Here is a 17,503-nt window from a genome sequence, read left to right as displayed (position 1 = left end):
ATTTTGTATTTAAAACGAATTGAAATCGCTGGCTTTAAATCCTTTGCCGATCGAACTAAAATTGAATTTGAACAAGGCGTGACAGCGGTTATTGGTCCCAACGGCAGCGGCAAAAGCAATATCACCGAAGCAATTCGCTGGGTTCTAGGGGAGCAGTCTGCGAAAAGTTTGCGCGGCGGTAAGATGCCAGATATTATTTTTGCTGGTTCGGACTCACGGAAGCAGTTGAATATCGCGGAAGTAACAGTGGTATTAGACAACACTGATAATTATTTGCCATTAGGTTTTAGTGAAGTCAGTGTGACGAGACGCTATCGCCGAACAGGAGAGAGTGACTTTTTCATTAACAAAAAAGCTTGTCGATTGAAGGATATCCAAGATCTATTCATGGATTCTGGTTTAGGCAAAGAATCTTTCTCGATTATTTCTCAAGGGAAAGTCGAGGCGATTTTTGCCAGCAAACCGGAAGATCGACGAGGGATTTTTGAAGAAGCCGCGGGTGTTTTGAAATATAAGCAGCGCAAGCGCAAGGCGGAACAGAAACTTTTCGAGACAGAGGATAATCTTAGTCGGGTTCAAGATATTATTTATGAATTAGAAGATCAGCTGACTCCTTTAGCTGCTCAAAGTGAAGCGGCCAAGGAGTTTTTGGCGCTCAAAAAAGAATTAACGGTAACCGATGTTAGTTTGACTGTGGCTAAAATCAAGCAAACTCGGGATTCTTGGCAATCAGCGAAGACCGATTTTGATGAATTGTCCAAAACAGTTGAAGAAAAGGGCCGCTTTATTCAAGAAACAGAAATGCAATTAGGCGTACTGCGCGAAAAACGCGGGTCGTTGGATGAGCAGTTGGAAACGGGTCAGCAGCAATTATTGCATTTGTCAGAAGCGTTGAAGCAAGCGGAAGGTCAGAAGGAATTATTGAGTGAACGCTCAAAAAATACTCAAAAGACCAGTGCGGAATATCAAACAACATTGACTGATCAGCGTAAGAAAAGGGCTGAGGCTCAATTAAACTTGCAGGATGTCCAAACACAACAGGCTGATAAACAAGCTGAAAAAATTGCATTGGAAGAAAAGATCCGACAGTTAACAGCGGAATCAGAGAAATATAAAAAGTCGCCAAAAGAACTGTTGGAAGATCTGCGCGGCACTTACGTTGAACTGATGCAAGAAGCAGCGAATGTCAGCAACGAGCTGAAATATTTAGAACGCCAATATACACAAGAAACGGCTAAAAACCAGCAAAGTATGACACGTTTTGAAGCTTTGCGCGAGCAGCTAGAAGATTTGACGGCACAACAAACAGCGGCTAAAACCAAGAGCCAAAGCTTAGAAGTACAGCTGACAGAAGAACAAGAAGACTATCGCCGCTTAGCAGCAGAAAAAAATGCTGCGCAACAGCAATTGCAAAAAGAACAGCAGCTGATGTACGACTTGATGAATCAGGTTCAGCAAGCTCGGGCGCGACAAAAAAGTCTTCAAGATATCCAAGAGAATTACAGCGGCTTCTATCAAGGGGTCCGCAGCGTCTTACAACACAAAGAACAATTGAGCGGAATCGTTGGTGCAGTAGCAGAGCTTATTCAAGTGCCGAAGGAATATACGTTGGCGATCGAGACTGCTTTAGGAGCAGCGGCTCAGCATATTATTGTAGAAAATGAAAAAGACGCACGGCAAGGAATTACTTTCCTGAAAAAGCAACGCAGCGGTCGGGGCACTTTCTTGCCTTTAACGACGATCAAGCCGCGTAGTTTAGGTGCTCATCAGTATCAGGCAATCAAAGACGAGGAAGGCTTTTTAGGGATTGCCAGTGAATTAGTGGCATTTCAAGAAAATGTTGCTCCAGTTATGCAGAATCTATTAGGGGCAATCGTGATCGCTAAAGATCTAAACAGTGCCAATCAGCTTGCCCGCCTATTACGATATCAAGTTCGTGTAGTTTCTTTAGATGGTGATGTCATGAACGCCGGCGGTTCAATGACCGGTGGTGCCATGAAGCAAGGAAATCGCGGGAATTTATTTAACCAAGGACATGAATTAGCCGAGTGGACCAAACGTTACGAAGAGATCAATCAGGCATTGCAGGCAAAGGAAAAGTTTGTCCGTGAGCTGCAAACGAAAGTGGCAGAACAAACGGAGACGCTGGAAACCTTGCGTACACAAGGTGAGCAGACACGCCTAGCATATCAAGAAGCACAAAGCGGTGAAGAACGTGTCAGCACGGAGTTAACCCGTTTGCAAAAAGAACAAACGTTGTTCTCTTATGAAGCAAAGGAACTAGAGAGCTTTTTAAAAGATTATCAAACACAAAAGGATACATTAGAATTTCAGCAGGTCGAATTAAAGACACAGCAAGAGAAAATCAATCAAGAGATTCAACAGTTGAATGAAGAAAGTGATCAGCTGGAAGAAAAGCGTGCTAGTATCAGTGCTGAACTCAGTCGATTACAAGCGGATTATGCTGTATTAGATGAACGCCTGCTGTATTTGGAACGACAAGCATTGAGCTTTGAAGAGCAAATCAATGAGCTAACTTGTCAGATTACGAGTCTGGAGAATCAAATATTAGCACTTTCTAGCGATTCATCAGATCATGAAGAATCAGAAGAGAGTCTAAATCAACGATTGACAGAATTAGCTACTGCGCGTGAACACTTACAAGAGCAATTAAACATATGGAAAGAAACGCGGCAAAGCTTGCAAAAGCAAGTTGATCAATCAGATAGTGCTTTGACCGAAGCCAATCGCGAGCAAAAACAATTATTAGCACGACAATCGCAAGCAGATGTTCAAAAAAATCGTTATGAGTTAAAATTGGACAATGCCTTGACTTACTTGCAAGAGGAATACAGCTTGACCTTTGAAGGGGCCGAAGCACAGGCAGACCCTGATATCGATCAGCAGTCTGCACAAAACGAAGTAAGCCGTTTGAAACAGGCGATTGAAAAGTTAGGTCCAGTGAATCTAAATGCAATCGAGCAATATCAGCAAGTCGAAGAACGCTACGACTTTCTTACTACACAACGAGATGACTTGTTGTCGGCTAAGGATCAGTTGTTTGAAACGATGGATGAGATGGATGATGAAGTCAAAACTCGTTTCTATACAACTTTCGAAGCCATTCGAGAAAAATTCAATGTTGTCTTTCCCAATATGTTTGGCGGCGGTAGAGCAGAATTAGTGTTAACGAATCCTGATGATTTATTAAATACAGGGATCGAGATCGAAGCACAACCGCCAGGGAAAAAATTGCAAAGTTTGTCACTGCTTTCTGGTGGAGAACGCGCATTAACAGCGATCGCCTTATTGTTCTCGATTATCCAAGTCCGTCCAGTACCTTTTTGCGTCTTAGATGAAGTTGAAGCTGCTCTGGATGAGGCAAATGTTTCGCGTTTTGGTCGTTATTTAAGTGCTTTCCAAGATGATACGCAATTCATTGTAGTTACTCACCGTAAAGGTACGATGGAAGCAGCAGATGTACTCTATGGTGTAACGATGCAAGAATCTGGTGTGTCAAAAATTATCTCAGTCCGTCTTGAAGAAGTAAAAGAAGACGGAAAATTTCAAGTGAAGGAAGGGAAACCTCTGTAATGATAAAATTAGTGGCAATTGATTTAGACGGCACACTGCTGACAGATGCCAAAACGATTTCCGATACTAATAAAAAAATACTGGCGGAAGCAAAGGCACGAGGAGTCAAAATCGTGATCTGCACAGGGCGCCCTTTGATTGCGATCAAAGATTATTTAGCTGAGCTGAATTTGCTGGATGCGGATGATTATTCGATCACCTTCAATGGCGGCTTGATTCAAACGAATACGGGCGAAATTTTAGGTAAAACAGCGATGGAGTTGGAAGAGGTAAAACATATCCATCAGCTATTAGCAGCAATTGACTTGCCGATGGACGTTTTATCAGACGCGCTATGTTTCCAATTTGAAACAGCAGCAGAGCATCCTTCCATCTATCCAACGTTAAACAAGGCGTTGACTTATGTTCCGAAAACCTTGGAAGCATTGAAAGAAGATACATTATACAATAAAGTAGTTGCAGCCATTGATGCTGATTATTTGGATCAGAAGATTCCATTGATTCCAGCTGAAGAATATGATCGGTTTGAGATTTTCAAGACTCGGCCAAATCTATTGGAGTTTATGCCGAAGGGTGTGACAAAAGCCTTTGGACTTTCGGTTTTAGGGGAACATCTTGGGATTACTGCTAATGAAATGATGGCACTAGGTGATGAAGCGAATGATTTATCAATGATCAATTATGCTGGAATGGGTGTAGCAATGGAAAATGCCACTGACGGCGTTAAATCGGCTGCCAATTTTGTGACCAGAACCAATCAGGCCGATGGTGTTGCACATGCTATCCAAAAATTTGTATTCGATGATTTGAATGATTAAAACTGAAATAAGGGGGGATTTTAAATGGGATTATTTGACCGCATAAAAAAGGCCTTTACCGGTGAACAAAACGAAGAAGCTGAAAAGCAAGAAGAAATCGTTGAAGATAAAGACCTCTCTGATGCTGATACAGACACAGAAGATCCAACGGAAACATCAGTTAGTGAAGACGCAGCTGACGAAGTGGATGAAAAAAGCGCTGAAGTGATTGAAGAATCGCTTGAGCAAACTGCTGAGACACTAGATAGTCCGGCAGAAGAAGTACCCGCACATGAAACAGACGAACCGTCTGATGACTTGGCAGAAACTAGTGAAGAAACACCAGTTGAACAGGTGGAAGTCAATGACGAACAGTTAGAAAGCGAAGTTGTTGAAACACCGACAGAAGTTGAACCGGAGCCGGAAATCCTTGAGCCAGCAGAAGAAGCAGCTGAGACGGAAGAAACGGTTCAGGAAAAATATGACAAGGGTCTCGAAAAGACACGTAAATCCTTTGGCGAACGGATGAATGAATTATTTGCTCGTTTCCGTCGAGTGGATGAAGATTTCTTCGAGGATCTGGAAGAAACATTAATCGGAGCCGATGTCGGTTTTGATACTGCAATCAAATTGACGGAGTCTTTGCGCCAAGAAGTCAAACTGAAAAATGTGAAGAAACCGGCTCAGATTCAAAACGTTATCATTGAAAAGCTGGTAGAAATCTATGAAGCAGAAGGCATTAATGAAAATAATAAGATCAATCTGCAAACTGACGGATTGAGTGTGATTTTATTTGTCGGTGTTAATGGAACCGGGAAAACTACCAGCATTGGGAAATTAGCCAATCAATATAAAAACGAAGGCAAAAAAGTTTTACTAGCTGCTGCCGATACTTTCCGAGCGGGGGCAATCGATCAGTTAGTGGTTTGGGGACAACGCTCTGGCGTGGAAGTAGTTCGCGGCAATGCAGGCGGTGATCCGGCGGCCGTAGTTTTCGATGCGGTGGATAAAGCTAAAAAGGAAAACTATGATATCTTGCTGATTGATACGGCAGGACGTTTGCAAAATAAAGTTAACTTGATGAATGAGCTGGAAAAAATCAAACGGGTCATCCAACGCGAGTTTCCAACTGCACCGCATGAAGTATTGTTAGTTGTTGATGCCACAACGGGACAAAATGCTTTAGTACAAGCGCGTCAGTTTAAGGAAACGACGGACGTCACAGGCCTAGTCTTAACTAAGCTAGATGGTACCGCAAAAGGCGGGATCGTGCTGGCGATTCGCAATGAGCTGCACCTGCCAGTAAAACTTGTTGGTTTAGGTGAAGGACTGAATGACCTTGAAGCGTTTGATCCAAATGATTTCGCAGTAGGATTATTCAAAGGTTTATTGCAGGAAGAGTAAAAGAGACTAATCAAAAGGTCCTTTAAGCAATTGAGCAGAAAATGAAAGCCGAACGACTTTGTAACTATCAATAATGGTAGTATAAAGTCGTTCGGCTATTTAATGTTTTTTGTAAAAATGAATAAAAAAATATGGACTTGCTCAGTCATTTTACTTATCAGTCTCTTTGTGTATTTTGAAAATAAGGGGGAACGTGCAGGCTGACATTGTTTTGCCGAGCATTGGCATCCATTATTCGGTGAACCTCGTCGCAATGAAATTGGTGTTGGCGATGCGGCCGCAGCATTACCAACTCTTTTTCAGTTTCTTGATATAAATGAGCTGTGTCGTTCTTTATTGAATGATTTTTTTCCTGCATAGGCGAGGCCTCCATTCTTTTTTTAAAGTGATCTAAAGTTACATTTAGATTAAAAATGTTGTTATCATTATTTAATCATATTATCATTAAAAACGCTATTCCTTTTTTAAGCATTTCCGTTCTGTTTCTGGTTGTTCTTCTATATAATGTAGCTGGGAGGGCTATGGACAAATGAATACAAAAAAAATGATGGCACAAGAAAAGGTTAAACCTTTTTTGTTGCAAGCACGTTATGGGATCGAAAAAGAAAGTCAACGAGTTACACTAGATGGTGATCTCGTTCAGACCGACCACCCGGCTCTTGTGGGGAATCGGAATTTTCATCCTTATATCCAAACAGATTTTTCTGAAACGCAATTAGAATTGATCACCCCGGTCACTGAATCAGTCGATGAAGTGTTGGCCTATTTAGAGGCGATCCATGATGTCGCACAACGAAGTATGTCAAAAGATGAAATGATGTGGCCGTTCTCCATGCCGCCGCTGCTTCCTGAAAAAGAGGAAGATATTCAGATCGCGAAGCTGGAACGTCATGCGGATGTTTTGTATCGGCGTTATTTGGCACGGGAGTATGGCAAACGAAAACAAATGGTCAGCGGCATCCATTTTAATTTTGAATATGGCTTAGACTTAGTCAAACAATTGTTTATGACACAAACGGAAGAAACTTCTATGGAAGACTTCAAGACTCGTTTATACATGAAAATTGCGCGCAACTTTTTACGTTATCGCTGGTTGTTAACGTATTTATTCGGGGCTAGCCCGTTAAGTGAGGATCGTTACTTTGATAGCGCAGATCGTCCAAATGAACCAGTCCGGAGTATTCGTACTAGTCATTACGGATATGTAAATAAGCCTGATGTCCAAGTGTCTTACGAAACCCTGACTCGCTACAGTGAGGATTTAGCTGAAAACGTGGCGCAAGGCAGATTATCAGAGGAAAAAGAATTTTATGCGCCGATTCGGATGCGCGGCGGGAAAAAGGTCGCAGATCTTTTCCACACCGGAATCCGTTATGTAGAATTGCGAAATATTGACCTGAATCCTTTTGACCGTGTTGGTATTGATGCAGAAGAAATCGAGTTTATTCATTTGTTCATGCTTTATTTGTTATGGACGGACGAAAAATTATCAGCTGATGAATGGGTAGCAGAAGGAAATCGCATTAGTGATGAGGTTTCGTTAGAGCATCCAGCTGAACCAACGGCTCATTTAGCAGAAGGGCAAGCGATTTTTGCAGAAATGCTGCAAATGGTTGATGATTTAGAACTAGACGGTGCTGACCTGCTTAAAAAATATCAAGGTTGGCTGGAACATCCAGAAGAAACTTTAGCGGCTAGAATCTTAGCTTTAGATGAAGCAGAAGGACAAGCCGCAGTAGCAACAAAACTGGGTCGGAAGTTTTACGACCAAGCTTGGGCTTATCCCTATCAATTGGCTGGCTTCCAAGAGATGGAGCTGTCTACGCAAAATCTCTTATTTGATGCGATTCAAAAAGGGATCGAGACCGAAGTCTTGGATCGTCAAGATCAGTTCGTGAAGCTGCAGCATAACGACCATCAGGAATTAGTGAAGAATGGGAATATGACCAGCAAAGATACGTATATTGCGCCCTTATTGATGGCCAATAAAACAGTGACTAAAATCGTGTTGGCTCGAGCAGGATTTCGTGTACCAGACGGCGAAACGTTTGGAACGATGGAGGAAGCCAAAAAGGCTTATCCGCGATTTGCTCAAAAAGCTTTTGTGATCAAGCCGAAATCGACGAATTATGGTTTGGGTATCACAATCTTTAAAGGTGAGACATCAATAACTGATTTCAATGCGGGATTGGCGATAGCCTTTGCAGAAGATGATGAGGTTATTATTGAAGAGTTTTTACCGGGGACGGAATATCGCTTTTTCGTCATCGACCATCAAGTCAAGGCGGTCTTGTTGCGAACACCGGCCAATGTTATAGGTGATGGCGAACGAACAATTGAAGAATTGGTAGCCGAAAAGAATGCGAATCCTTTACGGGGAACGAATCATCGCTCACCGCTGGAGAAAATCCAGTTAGGGGATTTAGAGCAATTGATGTTAAAAGAACAAGGCTTGCGAATCGATAGTGTTCCTGAAAAGGGCCAGCAAGTCTTTCTGCGAGAAAATTCTAATGTTTCGACTGGCGGAGATTCTATTGATGTCACAGAAGAGATTCACGAAAGTTATAAGCAATTAGCGATCGATGCAGTCGAAGTGCTAGGAGCCAGCATCAGCGGCATTGATTTGATCATCCCAGATAAAGATAAACCCTATGAAACACATGAAGACTACGGGATCATCGAAGCAAACTTCAACCCAATGATGCATATGCATATCTATCCTTATATTGGTAAGAGCCGCCGCTTGACTCTGGATGTGCTGCGTTTCTTATATCCTGAAATGAATATCTAAAAAAACGACCCGCGCAAATTAGGAGGCTGCTGAAAAAGTCTCCTAATTAGCGTGGGTCATTTTTGGTAATAGTTTTGAATAAATGTATCGATTTCCAAGAGTGAGTCGGAAAACAAAACCAGCTGACGATCTTCATGGGATAAAAAATTTTGCTCCACCATCTGATCAAAAAATATTTGTAACGGAGCATAATAATTGTTCACATCAAAGAAGATGCAGGGAGTATTATTTTGTCCGACACGTGCCCATGAATAAGCCTCACTGATTTCTTCTAATGTTCCAATCCCGCCGGGTAAGGCCAAGCAGACATCTGCGTGCTGCATCATGGCTTTTTTGCGTTCATCCAAATCATTCACAGTGATCAGATGAGTCAAGCCAGTATGGATGCGCTCGCGGTCTTGTAAAAATTAGGCATGATTCCAGTCACCGTACCGCCTTTATCCAAGACACTATTTGCGACTGCGCCCATCAAGCCAAGCTTGCTGCCGCCATAGACGAGCTCGTGGTTATTCTCGACGATCCAATCGCCTAGTTTTTTTGCGGCTTCTTGATAGGCTGGATCGGAACCTAAGTGAGCCCCGCAATAAACAGCGATCCGCATCAGTTTTCTTCCAAGTCGAGCGTTTGCTTCGTTGATTCAACCGTTAAACCAGTTTTTTCTTCCCACCAAATCTTCATTTCTTCTTCGTAAGTGTCAGGAAATCTGTTAACTGTATCAATTAAGGGTTCATCTTGCAGCTTGGCATAAGGATAGTTCATCGCCAGATTCAATTTTAATTCCTTCAATAAACTATAATATTGGAACATCATGTAGTACATTTCCTCGTCATCACCACTGGCTAAAACTAAAGCGGCACGGTCTAACATGAAGCCAAGGCTGCGCATCATAAATAAAAATGCAGGAATTTCTTCTGCTTTGATGTCATTGACTTCTTTCAAAATATCAACGTGTAAATCAAGCGCTTGCAATAAATCGGTTTGAAGGTTCTTATAAGTAGCCATTAGGATCTCCTCCTTAAATATTTTCTTTAAAATAAGTATAGCACAGACGAAAAAAATCCTGCGGACAGATTCAGCTTTTGACTCGCATTATTGCAGTGATTTGTGTAAAGTAGACGGGAAGGAGGCGGCGAGATGGGAAAATTAGCTGTGATTACGGATCTGCATGCAGATATCAATCATTTCGATGACCATGAATTGACTAAACTTTTTGCGCTGTTACGCGAGCAAGAGGTGACACGTCTGCATTTTGCTGGTGATACGGCCAATAAGATTGATCAGACGATGGCTGTTAATCAGTTTTTTCGCAAGCGCGGCATACCGACGACCTTCAATTTAGGAAATCATGAGATGGGGAACGTTAAAGGGGAGCAGATGATTGAACACTATCCCGACAGCCATTTCTTAAACCTGCGCTATGTGCCGCTTAACCATGAGACTGTATTATTAGGCTTCAATGGCTGGTATGATTACAGCTTTTCTGAGATAAAGGACCCGCAGCAAAATCGTTCAATTAAAAATATCTATTGGTTTGATCGTATCATCGACCGTTTTTCTGACGATCAGACAGTCAATCAAGAAATTTTGCAGCAGTTGCGCAATGTACTGGATGATTTGGCGCAAAAAAATTATCAAGTGATTTTGGCAACCCATTTTGTACCAAAAGAAGAATTCATCGTTCATTTAAATGGGAAATATCAAATTTGGAATAAATTGAACGCTTTTTTAGGTTCGCAGGCGTTAGGTGAATTATTGGACCACTATTCAAACGTGAAGCAGGTGGTGTTTGGTCATACCCATCGACGATTTGACGATCAAACGATCCACGATACGATTTATAGTTGTCGGCCATTAGGCTATTATTATGAATGGAGAATTACGCGGAATTTTGTTTTAGAGAATCAATTAGCGGAAGTTTTTATACCGATGAAGATGCGCAGTTTATTAAATAAACACCAAGCGGAATTCGCTGCTTATAAAGAGGAGCACTTGCTGGAAGAATTTCGGCAGGCGATGACCTTGATTTCATATTAGTGGAAGGATAATTTTGGGATGGAAGCAATTAAAAGATTTTTACGACAGTTTACTCAGACGACACCGTTTGTTTTAGCGAATACGATGATCGTTATCCCGTATTTACTATTTATGCATCTGATTGATTCGCGGCTGTCTGTTACGGTATTGCCCTTTGTTCTATTTTATACATTTCGAGTAACGGGAATTTTTTTGATTCGTGGACTGTATCGCTCCATTGATCAATATACTTTATTGATGGTCTCGCTCTTAGCTGGCGGTATTGGGGCATTTTTGACCTTGATCGGAGCATTACATTTTACATTCTATTTATTTGGCAGTATCTTTTTAGGATTAAGTGCCGCTTGGCTGCCGCCGGCAAATACAAGTGTGAATTTTTTTGAAAAGTCCAAGGGCTTTCAAACAATGAGCAGTCGCCGCTATTTAGTCGCGCTGATCGTTTTATTGCCGCTATTTTTGGGAACCACGCTCACATTTCCTGTTCAAGCAGTGATTGTGCCAAGTATCGTTACACTTTATTTTGTATGTGCGTATCACACAGTGAAACATTATCCGCATTATGAGATGGATTTTAAGGAATTAACGAAGCATGTCTTCTCGCTTTCAGAATTGGTTTGGTTCGTTTTATTTTTTATTGCGCTCTTTTTATTGCGCAGCGGCCGATTGTTGTTTAGTGAATCGATGCTGAATAATGCGATCATTCTGTTTGCCGGTATTTTTATGGCCGCCATCGTTGTGGTTAACCAAGTAAAGAATCGCTGGAAGCTTCCGCTTTGGCAAAATGCCCTAACCTTCCTTAATGGAATGCTGGGAAATTTTATTTTTCTTTTTGGCGCTTTTTATGTAGCCGTTTATAAAGGGGCTGCTTCTCAAGGAACCTATCTATTTTTACCTTATCTTTTAGGAGTCATCAGTTCGCTGGTTTTAGCTGGAAAGGTTCGACAAGCTTTCAAAAATGAGTTGCTTGTTCAACTTGTGGGTTTAGCCGCAGGGTTATTATTATTAAGTGTGCGCCCCTTATTTCCAGTTGCGATTTTTATTTTAACCTTTTTCCAAAAGGGAACAAGCGCATGGTTGAATCGTCTGTACTATCAGACAGACACTATTGAAGCGCAACAACGTCTTACTGCGAAATACTCGACGTCGAATAAAGGCAGCATTACCCATCAATTTATTTTGATGTTCTTGATGCTTGTCACTTTGCAGTTGAAAAATTTGCCGGTCAAAGATATTTTTTTATTGCGCAGCTTGCATACACCGGAAATCCTTGCAACAATGGACGTAGTTAAATTCATCTCGATCATTCTTTTATTAATTGGACTTTGGTTGATTGGAAGGGTAGGAAAATATGCATTTGATCATTGACGGCGATGGTTCGCCAGTAAAAGATGTAACGATTACAGTTGCCGAAGAATATTCGCTGCCGGTGGTGATCGTAACGAGTATCGATCATTATTCAAAAAAAGAATATCCAGCTTTTGTCGAATTTATCTACGTTGATCGTGGAGCAGATTCTGCCGATTTCAAGATTGTTTCGGTTATTCAGCCAGAGGATATTTTGATCACACAAGATTATGGATTGGCCTCTTTAACATTGGCAAAAGCAGCCCATGTTCTGCATCAAACGGGTATGGAGTACACGCAAATGAACATTGATTCCTTGTTGACACAACGATTTATCGGTAGTAAGATGCGCCAAGCAAAACAACGCACGAAAGGGCCCAAGCCTTTTACAAATGAAGATCGAACACATTTTAAGGATGTGCTGGAAAGCTTGATTCAACAGTCTTTAATGTAATATAAATGATAAGCATTGTAATACTTGTAAAATTTCTTTTTGGGGATTTTGATTTTTGTGCTAAAATGTTAGGGATCAGAAAGTAATGGAGGACACGCAGTTGAAAATTATTTTACTTTATGGTGGGAAAAGCCCAGAACATGATGTAGCTATTTTATCGGCTTTTTCAGTTATTTCTGCGGTATATTTTGATTATTATCAAGTACAACTTATTTACATTGATAAAACCGGCCAATGGGTCAAAGGTCCATTGTTGACGGAAGCACCAGAAACAGACGAAGCACTGCGCTTAACTTGGGACCCAACTGGTAATGTAGTTGAAGGCTTTAGTGGCAGGGTAATTTCCCCTGGTGATATCAAAGAAGACAATGCAATCGTCTTTCCAGTCTTACATGGACCAAATGGAGAAGATGGAACAATCCAAGGCTTCTTAGAAACCTTAGATATGCCTTATATTGGTGCAGGAGTAATGACTAGCGCTTGTGCGATGGATAAAATCATGACAAAATATATCCTGCAAGCAGCCGGTATTCCACAAGTTCCGTATGTTCCGGTCTTGAAAAACCAATGGAAAGAAAATCCAAAACAAATCTTTGATAAATGTGAAGGAACGCTTTTGTATCCGATGTTTATCAAACCAGCGAATATGGGCTCAAGTGTCGGCATCACACGAGCAGAAAATCGAGAAGAATTGCAAAATGCTCTTCAAGAAGCTTACCGTTACGATTCTCGCGCCTTAGTTGAACAAGGCATTGATGCGCGTGAGATCGAAGTTGCCGTTTTAGGAAACGCTGACGTGCGTACGACTTTACCAGGTGAGGTCGTAAAAGAGGTCGCGTTTTATGACTATAACGCAAAGTATATCGACAATACGATTCAGATGGCGATCCCAGCAGAGATCCCAGAAGAAGTGATGAAAAAAGCGCGAGACTATGCTAAATCAGCATATACAATGCTAGGTGGTTCAGGGCTTAGTCGAGTCGACTTTTTCTTAACGAACAAAAATGAATTGTTCTTAAATGAATTGAATACGATGCCTGGCTTCACTGAATTCAGTATGTATCCATTATTATGGGAAAACATGGGCTTGAAGTATGGTGATTTGATTGAAGAATTGATTCAATTAGGTAAGAAGCGCTATGAGCAGCAGGCGGCCTTTGAATAAGTGAGTATCTGTTTTGCAAGCGAGCAGGGCTTGAAACATGATTCGATTTGAATCGTGTTTCAAGTTCCTTTTAACGTCTGGTTGATCGAACGATTAATTATTCAGAAGATGGACGAGTTTTATAGGAATTTTACTGTAGTCAGAAACAAAAGTTTGGGAGGAACACCATGAATTTTACAACGACAATCATCAGCAGGGCCGTTCAAGGTGAAGTATTGGCGGAAAATGAGGTGACCGTTACTGGTGTCGAATTCGATTCACGAAAAATTCAAGCCGGCGATTTGTTTGTTCCGTTAAAAGGAACAAATGATGGCCATGAGTTTGTATCAAAAGCAATTGAAAATGGCGCGAAGGCAACGCTTTGGAGCAACGATCCAGCGACTGCACCAGCAGGTATCGCAGTGATTTTAGTTAAGGATACGTTGTTGGCGTTTCAAGCGTTGGCAAGCTATTACTTATTAGAAGAAAATCCAGATGTGATTGCAATTACAGGCTCAAATGGAAAAACCACGACAAAAGATATGACTGAATCGGTCCTTAGCCAAAAGTTTCGGACGTATAAAACACAAGGCAATTATAACAATGATATCGGTCTGCCTTACACGATCCTGCATATGCCAGAAGGAACGGAAAAGTTGATTCTGGAAATGGGAATGGATCATGCGGGAGAAATCAGCATTTTATCAGAACTGGCTGAACCGGATGTTGCGGCGATCACGATCATTGGTGAAGCACACATTGAAAATCTAGGCTCACGGGAAAAAATCGCGGATGCTAAGATGGAGATCACAACAGGTTTGGCATCAGATGGTCTGCTGATAATTCCAGCTGATGAACCTTTGTTGGAAGAACGCACCAGCTCAGTGTCACAAACAGTGGAAACGTTCGGTATCCAAAAAGGCGACTTGTCTGCCACTATTTTGAACGAAGATAAAGGCGCGACGGTCTTCTCTGTAGATGACAATGGCTACCAGATTCCCTTGCCAGGCAGTTACAATGTAGAGAATGCGCTGATTGCGATGGCGATTGGCCGGTGGTTTGATGTAAGCACAGAAGAAATTTTCCAGGGTTTGGCTTATGTTCAAGTCACTCAAAATCGTACGCAATGGCTAAAGGCTAGTAATGGCGCAGATATCTTGAGTGATGTGTATAACGCCAATCCAACAGCGATGGGATTAGTCTTAGATACTTTTGCTAAATTACCAACTGAAGGCCGGCGTTTGGCAGTTTTGGCAGATATGCTGGAGCTAGGTGCGGATTCATATTCGCTTCATGCCAGCATGGCAGAGCATATCAACAACAAAGATTTCCAAGAAATTTATTTATATGGCGATGAAATGAAAGGGCTGAAGCTGGCTTTAGCTGATCGCTATCCAACATTGGCGGTTCATTATTTTACTAAGAATGACAAGGCGCAAATGATGCAAATGCTCAAAGAGAGTCTGCAAACAACGGACAGCGTTGTTTTGAAAGGCAGTAACGGTATGGGACTGATCGAAGTCGTTGAAGCATTGCAGAAATAGTGAAAACTTGCAGAAAACGAAATGATGTGCTAAAATGAGCCATTGCCGAGAAATGAAGTATGATTGAATGAATCATCTATGAAGTTAAAGATTCGCTAGCGAGATTCGCTGGCTTACCAATTATTTTTGAGAAGCGGTTGGGGCATTTTTCGATTGAATGATGTCTCAGCCACTTTTTGTGAGAGATGATCCTTCCGCCTGACTTCGCGGAGCGGTTTTTCGGTAGTATCGCCAAGGACGGCAACTAAAGGGACAGTTGCAGCCCAAGCGCTGATACCAAACCATACGCTCTAAATGATAAGGTCAACAGACATTAGGAGGATATCATTTGAAATTCAAAGAACTAAATTTATCACCAGAACTATTAATTGCGGTTGAACGAGCAGGTTTTGAAGAAGCAACACCGATCCAAGAACAAACTATTCCTTTAGCACTAGAAGGAAAAGATGTAATTGGTCAAGCACAAACGGGTACAGGTAAAACGGCTGCTTTCGGATTGCCAATGCTAGCAAAAATTGATACCACAAAAACAATGTTACAAGGATTAGTAATCGCGCCAACACGTGAACTTGCGATCCAAACGCAAGAGGAATTATTCCGTTTAGGCCGTGACAAAAAAATTCGTGTGCAAGCTGTATATGGCGGGGCTGATATTGGTCGTCAGATTCGCGGCTTGAAAGATCGTCCGCATATCGTTGTAGGAACACCAGGACGGATGTTGGATCACATCAATCGCCACACGCTGAAATTAGAAACTGTCGAAACGCTTGTCTTAGATGAAGCTGACGAAATGTTAAACATGGGCTTCTTGGAAGATATCGAAAAAATCATCAGTAAAGTCCCTGCAGAACGCCAAACATTGTTGTTCTCAGCAACGATGCCTGATGCAATCAAAAAAATTGGCGTTAAATTTATGAAAGATCCTGAACACGTGAAAATCAAAACCAAAGAAATGACGGCTGATTTGATCGATCAATATTATGTTCGGGCAAAAGATTATGAAAAATTCGATGTCATGACGCGCTTGTTTGACGTTCAAACACCTGATTTGGCGATTGTCTTCGGACGTACGAAACGTCGGGTTGATGAATTAGCTCGTGGGTTAGAAGCTCGCGGCTACAAAGCTGAGGGTATCCATGGCGATTTATCACAACAAAAACGGATGAGCGTATTGCGTTCATTTAAACGCGGCGATCTTGATATCTTAGTAGCGACAGACGTGGCTGCCCGTGGATTAGATATCTCAGGCGTAACCCATGTTTACAACTACGATATTCCACAAGATCCAGAAAGCTATGTTCATCGTATCGGTCGGACTGGTCGTGCTGGTAAAGGCGGTATGTCAGTAACATTCGTTACACCAAACGAAATGGGTTACTTGCATGTCATCGAAAACTTGACGAAAAAACGCATGAATCCAATGCGTCCGCCAACCGAAAAAGAAGCCTTCAAAGGACAACTAGGCGCGGCGATGGAACAAATCCAAAGTCAAATGGAAGAAAATTCCGACAGTCTGGAAAAATACAATGAGTCAGCAAAAGAATTATTAGCGACTTATTCACCAGAAGAACTTGCTGCTTTATTATTAAAGACAACAGCAAAAGATCCTTCTGACGCTGTTCCTGTGAAGATCACTCCTGAACGCCCATTGCCTTCAAATAAAAAAGGCGGCGGCTTCAATCGCGGCGGTGGTAAACGTGGTGGCGGAAGCAACCGTGGCGGCGGACGTGGTAAAGACAACTACCGTAAAGATCGTGACCGCAACAGCAGCAATAAAAACAAAAATTACGGCGGCAACAAACAACGCAGCAACAATAAAAGTACGAACCGTAATAACGACAAAAAACGTGGATTTGTGATTCGCACGAACACAAACGACTAAGTTAAGTTTGACTATCAAAGCTATCAATCTTTTTGATTGATAGCTTTTTTCTTGATTTAAAAGACTTTGCACGGATTATTAAAAAAAAATCGTAGCATTTAAAGAAGTCTTTGGTAAAATAAAGATGTTACTTGAAAGGGTTGAGAGTATGATTAAAGGAATCGGGATCGATGCGACCGAGCTGGAACGAGTTGCAAAAATCATTGAACGCCGCCCGCATTTTGTGGAACGAATATTAACTCCGGCGGAACAGACCCTTTTTGCTAGCCATTCTCCTCATCGTCAGGTAGAATTTCTAGCAGGACGGTATGCATGTAAAGAAGCTTTTTCTAAAGCCTGGGGGACCGGCATCGGAAAAGTCAGTTTTCAAGATTTGGAGATTTTACGAGATGATCATGGTGCACCCGCCTTTACAAAATCACCTCATCAGGGAAAAGTTTTTGTCAGCTTAACCCACACAGAGGAACTAGCAATCGCACAAGTATTGCTGGAGGAATAGAAAGAAGGACACTTAG

Annotated in this window: 13 protein-coding genes and 1 pseudogene; 11 read left to right on the top strand and 3 right to left on the bottom strand. The window is 41.8% G+C overall.

Features of this window, described 5'->3' with window-relative positions:
- Positions 1-3: 3 nt before the first annotated feature.
- The 3 genes from smc to ftsY are packed head-to-tail and all read left to right on the top strand — an operon-like array spanning position 4 to position 5,795.
- Positions 4-3,594, top strand: a complete 3,591-nt coding sequence (gene smc / locus FFR60_RS15355) for a chromosome segregation protein SMC (protein ID WP_137664834.1) — start codon at positions 4-6, stop codon at positions 3,592-3,594.
- Positions 3,594-4,412, top strand: a complete 819-nt coding sequence (locus FFR60_RS15350; RefSeq protein WP_137664833.1) for a Cof-type HAD-IIB family hydrolase — start codon at positions 3,594-3,596, stop codon at positions 4,410-4,412. The genes smc and FFR60_RS15350 overlap by 1 nt, the downstream gene beginning before the upstream one ends.
- A 24-nt stretch (positions 4,413-4,436) precedes the next feature.
- On the top strand, positions 4,437-5,795 hold the full coding sequence (gene ftsY, locus FFR60_RS15345) for a signal recognition particle-docking protein FtsY (protein WP_137664832.1): 1,359 nt from the start codon (positions 4,437-4,439) through the stop codon (positions 5,793-5,795).
- A gap of 157 nt (positions 5,796-5,952) precedes the next feature.
- Here ftsY and FFR60_RS15340 read toward each other — a convergent pair whose 3' ends face one another.
- Positions 5,953-6,153: a hypothetical protein gene (locus tag FFR60_RS15340; protein ID WP_088934220.1), complete on the bottom strand. Its 201-nt coding sequence runs from the start codon at positions 6,151-6,153 to the stop codon at positions 5,953-5,955.
- A 171-nt stretch (positions 6,154-6,324) separates the two neighbouring features.
- Here FFR60_RS15340 and gshAB point away from each other — a divergent pair, with 171 nt between their 5' ends.
- A complete protein-coding gene (gshAB, locus tag FFR60_RS15335; protein ID WP_137664831.1) occupies positions 6,325-8,586 on the top strand; it encodes a bifunctional glutamate--cysteine ligase GshA/glutathione synthetase GshB in 2,262 nt (753 codons plus the stop codon).
- A gap of 56 nt (positions 8,587-8,642) precedes the next feature.
- Here gshAB and FFR60_RS15330 read toward each other — a convergent pair.
- Positions 8,643-9,187, bottom strand: a pseudogene (locus FFR60_RS15330) (LOG family protein).
- Positions 9,187-9,588 (bottom strand): hypothetical protein, encoded by a 402-nt coding sequence (locus FFR60_RS15325; RefSeq protein WP_088934223.1) that lies wholly within the window; start codon positions 9,586-9,588, stop codon positions 9,187-9,189. Before FFR60_RS15325 ends, FFR60_RS15330 begins: the two are co-directional and overlap by 1 nt.
- Positions 9,589-9,720: 132 nt before the next feature.
- On the opposite strand from FFR60_RS15325, the gene FFR60_RS15320 reads away from it, so the two are divergent.
- From FFR60_RS15320 to acpS, 7 genes are all read left to right on the top strand, one after another.
- Positions 9,721-10,620, top strand: coding sequence for a metallophosphoesterase (locus FFR60_RS15320; RefSeq protein ID WP_137664830.1), 900 nt, complete (start codon positions 9,721-9,723; stop codon positions 10,618-10,620).
- A gap of 18 nt (positions 10,621-10,638) precedes the next feature.
- On the top strand, positions 10,639-11,985 hold the full coding sequence (locus FFR60_RS15315) for a hypothetical protein (protein ID WP_137664829.1): 1,347 nt from the start codon (positions 10,639-10,641) through the stop codon (positions 11,983-11,985).
- A complete protein-coding gene (locus FFR60_RS15310; protein WP_137664828.1) occupies positions 11,969-12,418 on the top strand; it encodes a YaiI/YqxD family protein in 450 nt (149 codons plus the stop codon). Before FFR60_RS15315 ends, FFR60_RS15310 begins: the two co-directional genes overlap by 17 nt.
- Positions 12,419-12,518: 100 nt before the next feature.
- Entirely contained in the window at positions 12,519-13,583 is a 1,065-nt protein-coding gene (locus tag FFR60_RS15305; RefSeq protein WP_088934227.1) for a D-alanine--D-alanine ligase, read from the top strand.
- 167 nt (positions 13,584-13,750) lie between these two features.
- On the top strand, positions 13,751-15,106 hold the full coding sequence (locus FFR60_RS15300; RefSeq protein WP_137664827.1) for a UDP-N-acetylmuramoyl-tripeptide--D-alanyl-D-alanine ligase: 1,356 nt from the start codon (positions 13,751-13,753) through the stop codon (positions 15,104-15,106).
- 328 nt (positions 15,107-15,434) lie between these two features.
- The gene (cshA, locus tag FFR60_RS15295; protein WP_088934229.1) at positions 15,435-16,988 is read left to right on the top strand and encodes a degradosome RNA helicase CshA; all 1,554 of its coding nucleotides are present in this window, start codon (positions 15,435-15,437) and stop codon (positions 16,986-16,988) included.
- A 148-nt stretch (positions 16,989-17,136) separates the two neighbouring features.
- Positions 17,137-17,487: a holo-ACP synthase gene (gene acpS, locus FFR60_RS15290; RefSeq protein ID WP_088934230.1), complete on the top strand. Its 351-nt coding sequence runs from the start codon at positions 17,137-17,139 to the stop codon at positions 17,485-17,487.
- Positions 17,488-17,503: the final 16 nt, after the last annotated feature.

It is taken from the genome of Enterococcus hulanensis (assembly GCF_005405485.1).
GTDB lineage: Bacteria > Bacillota > Bacilli > Lactobacillales > Enterococcaceae > Enterococcus_A > Enterococcus_A hulanensis.
The sequence above is the reverse complement of the archived record's forward strand: the minus strand, read 5'-3'. Positions and strand labels throughout refer to the sequence as shown.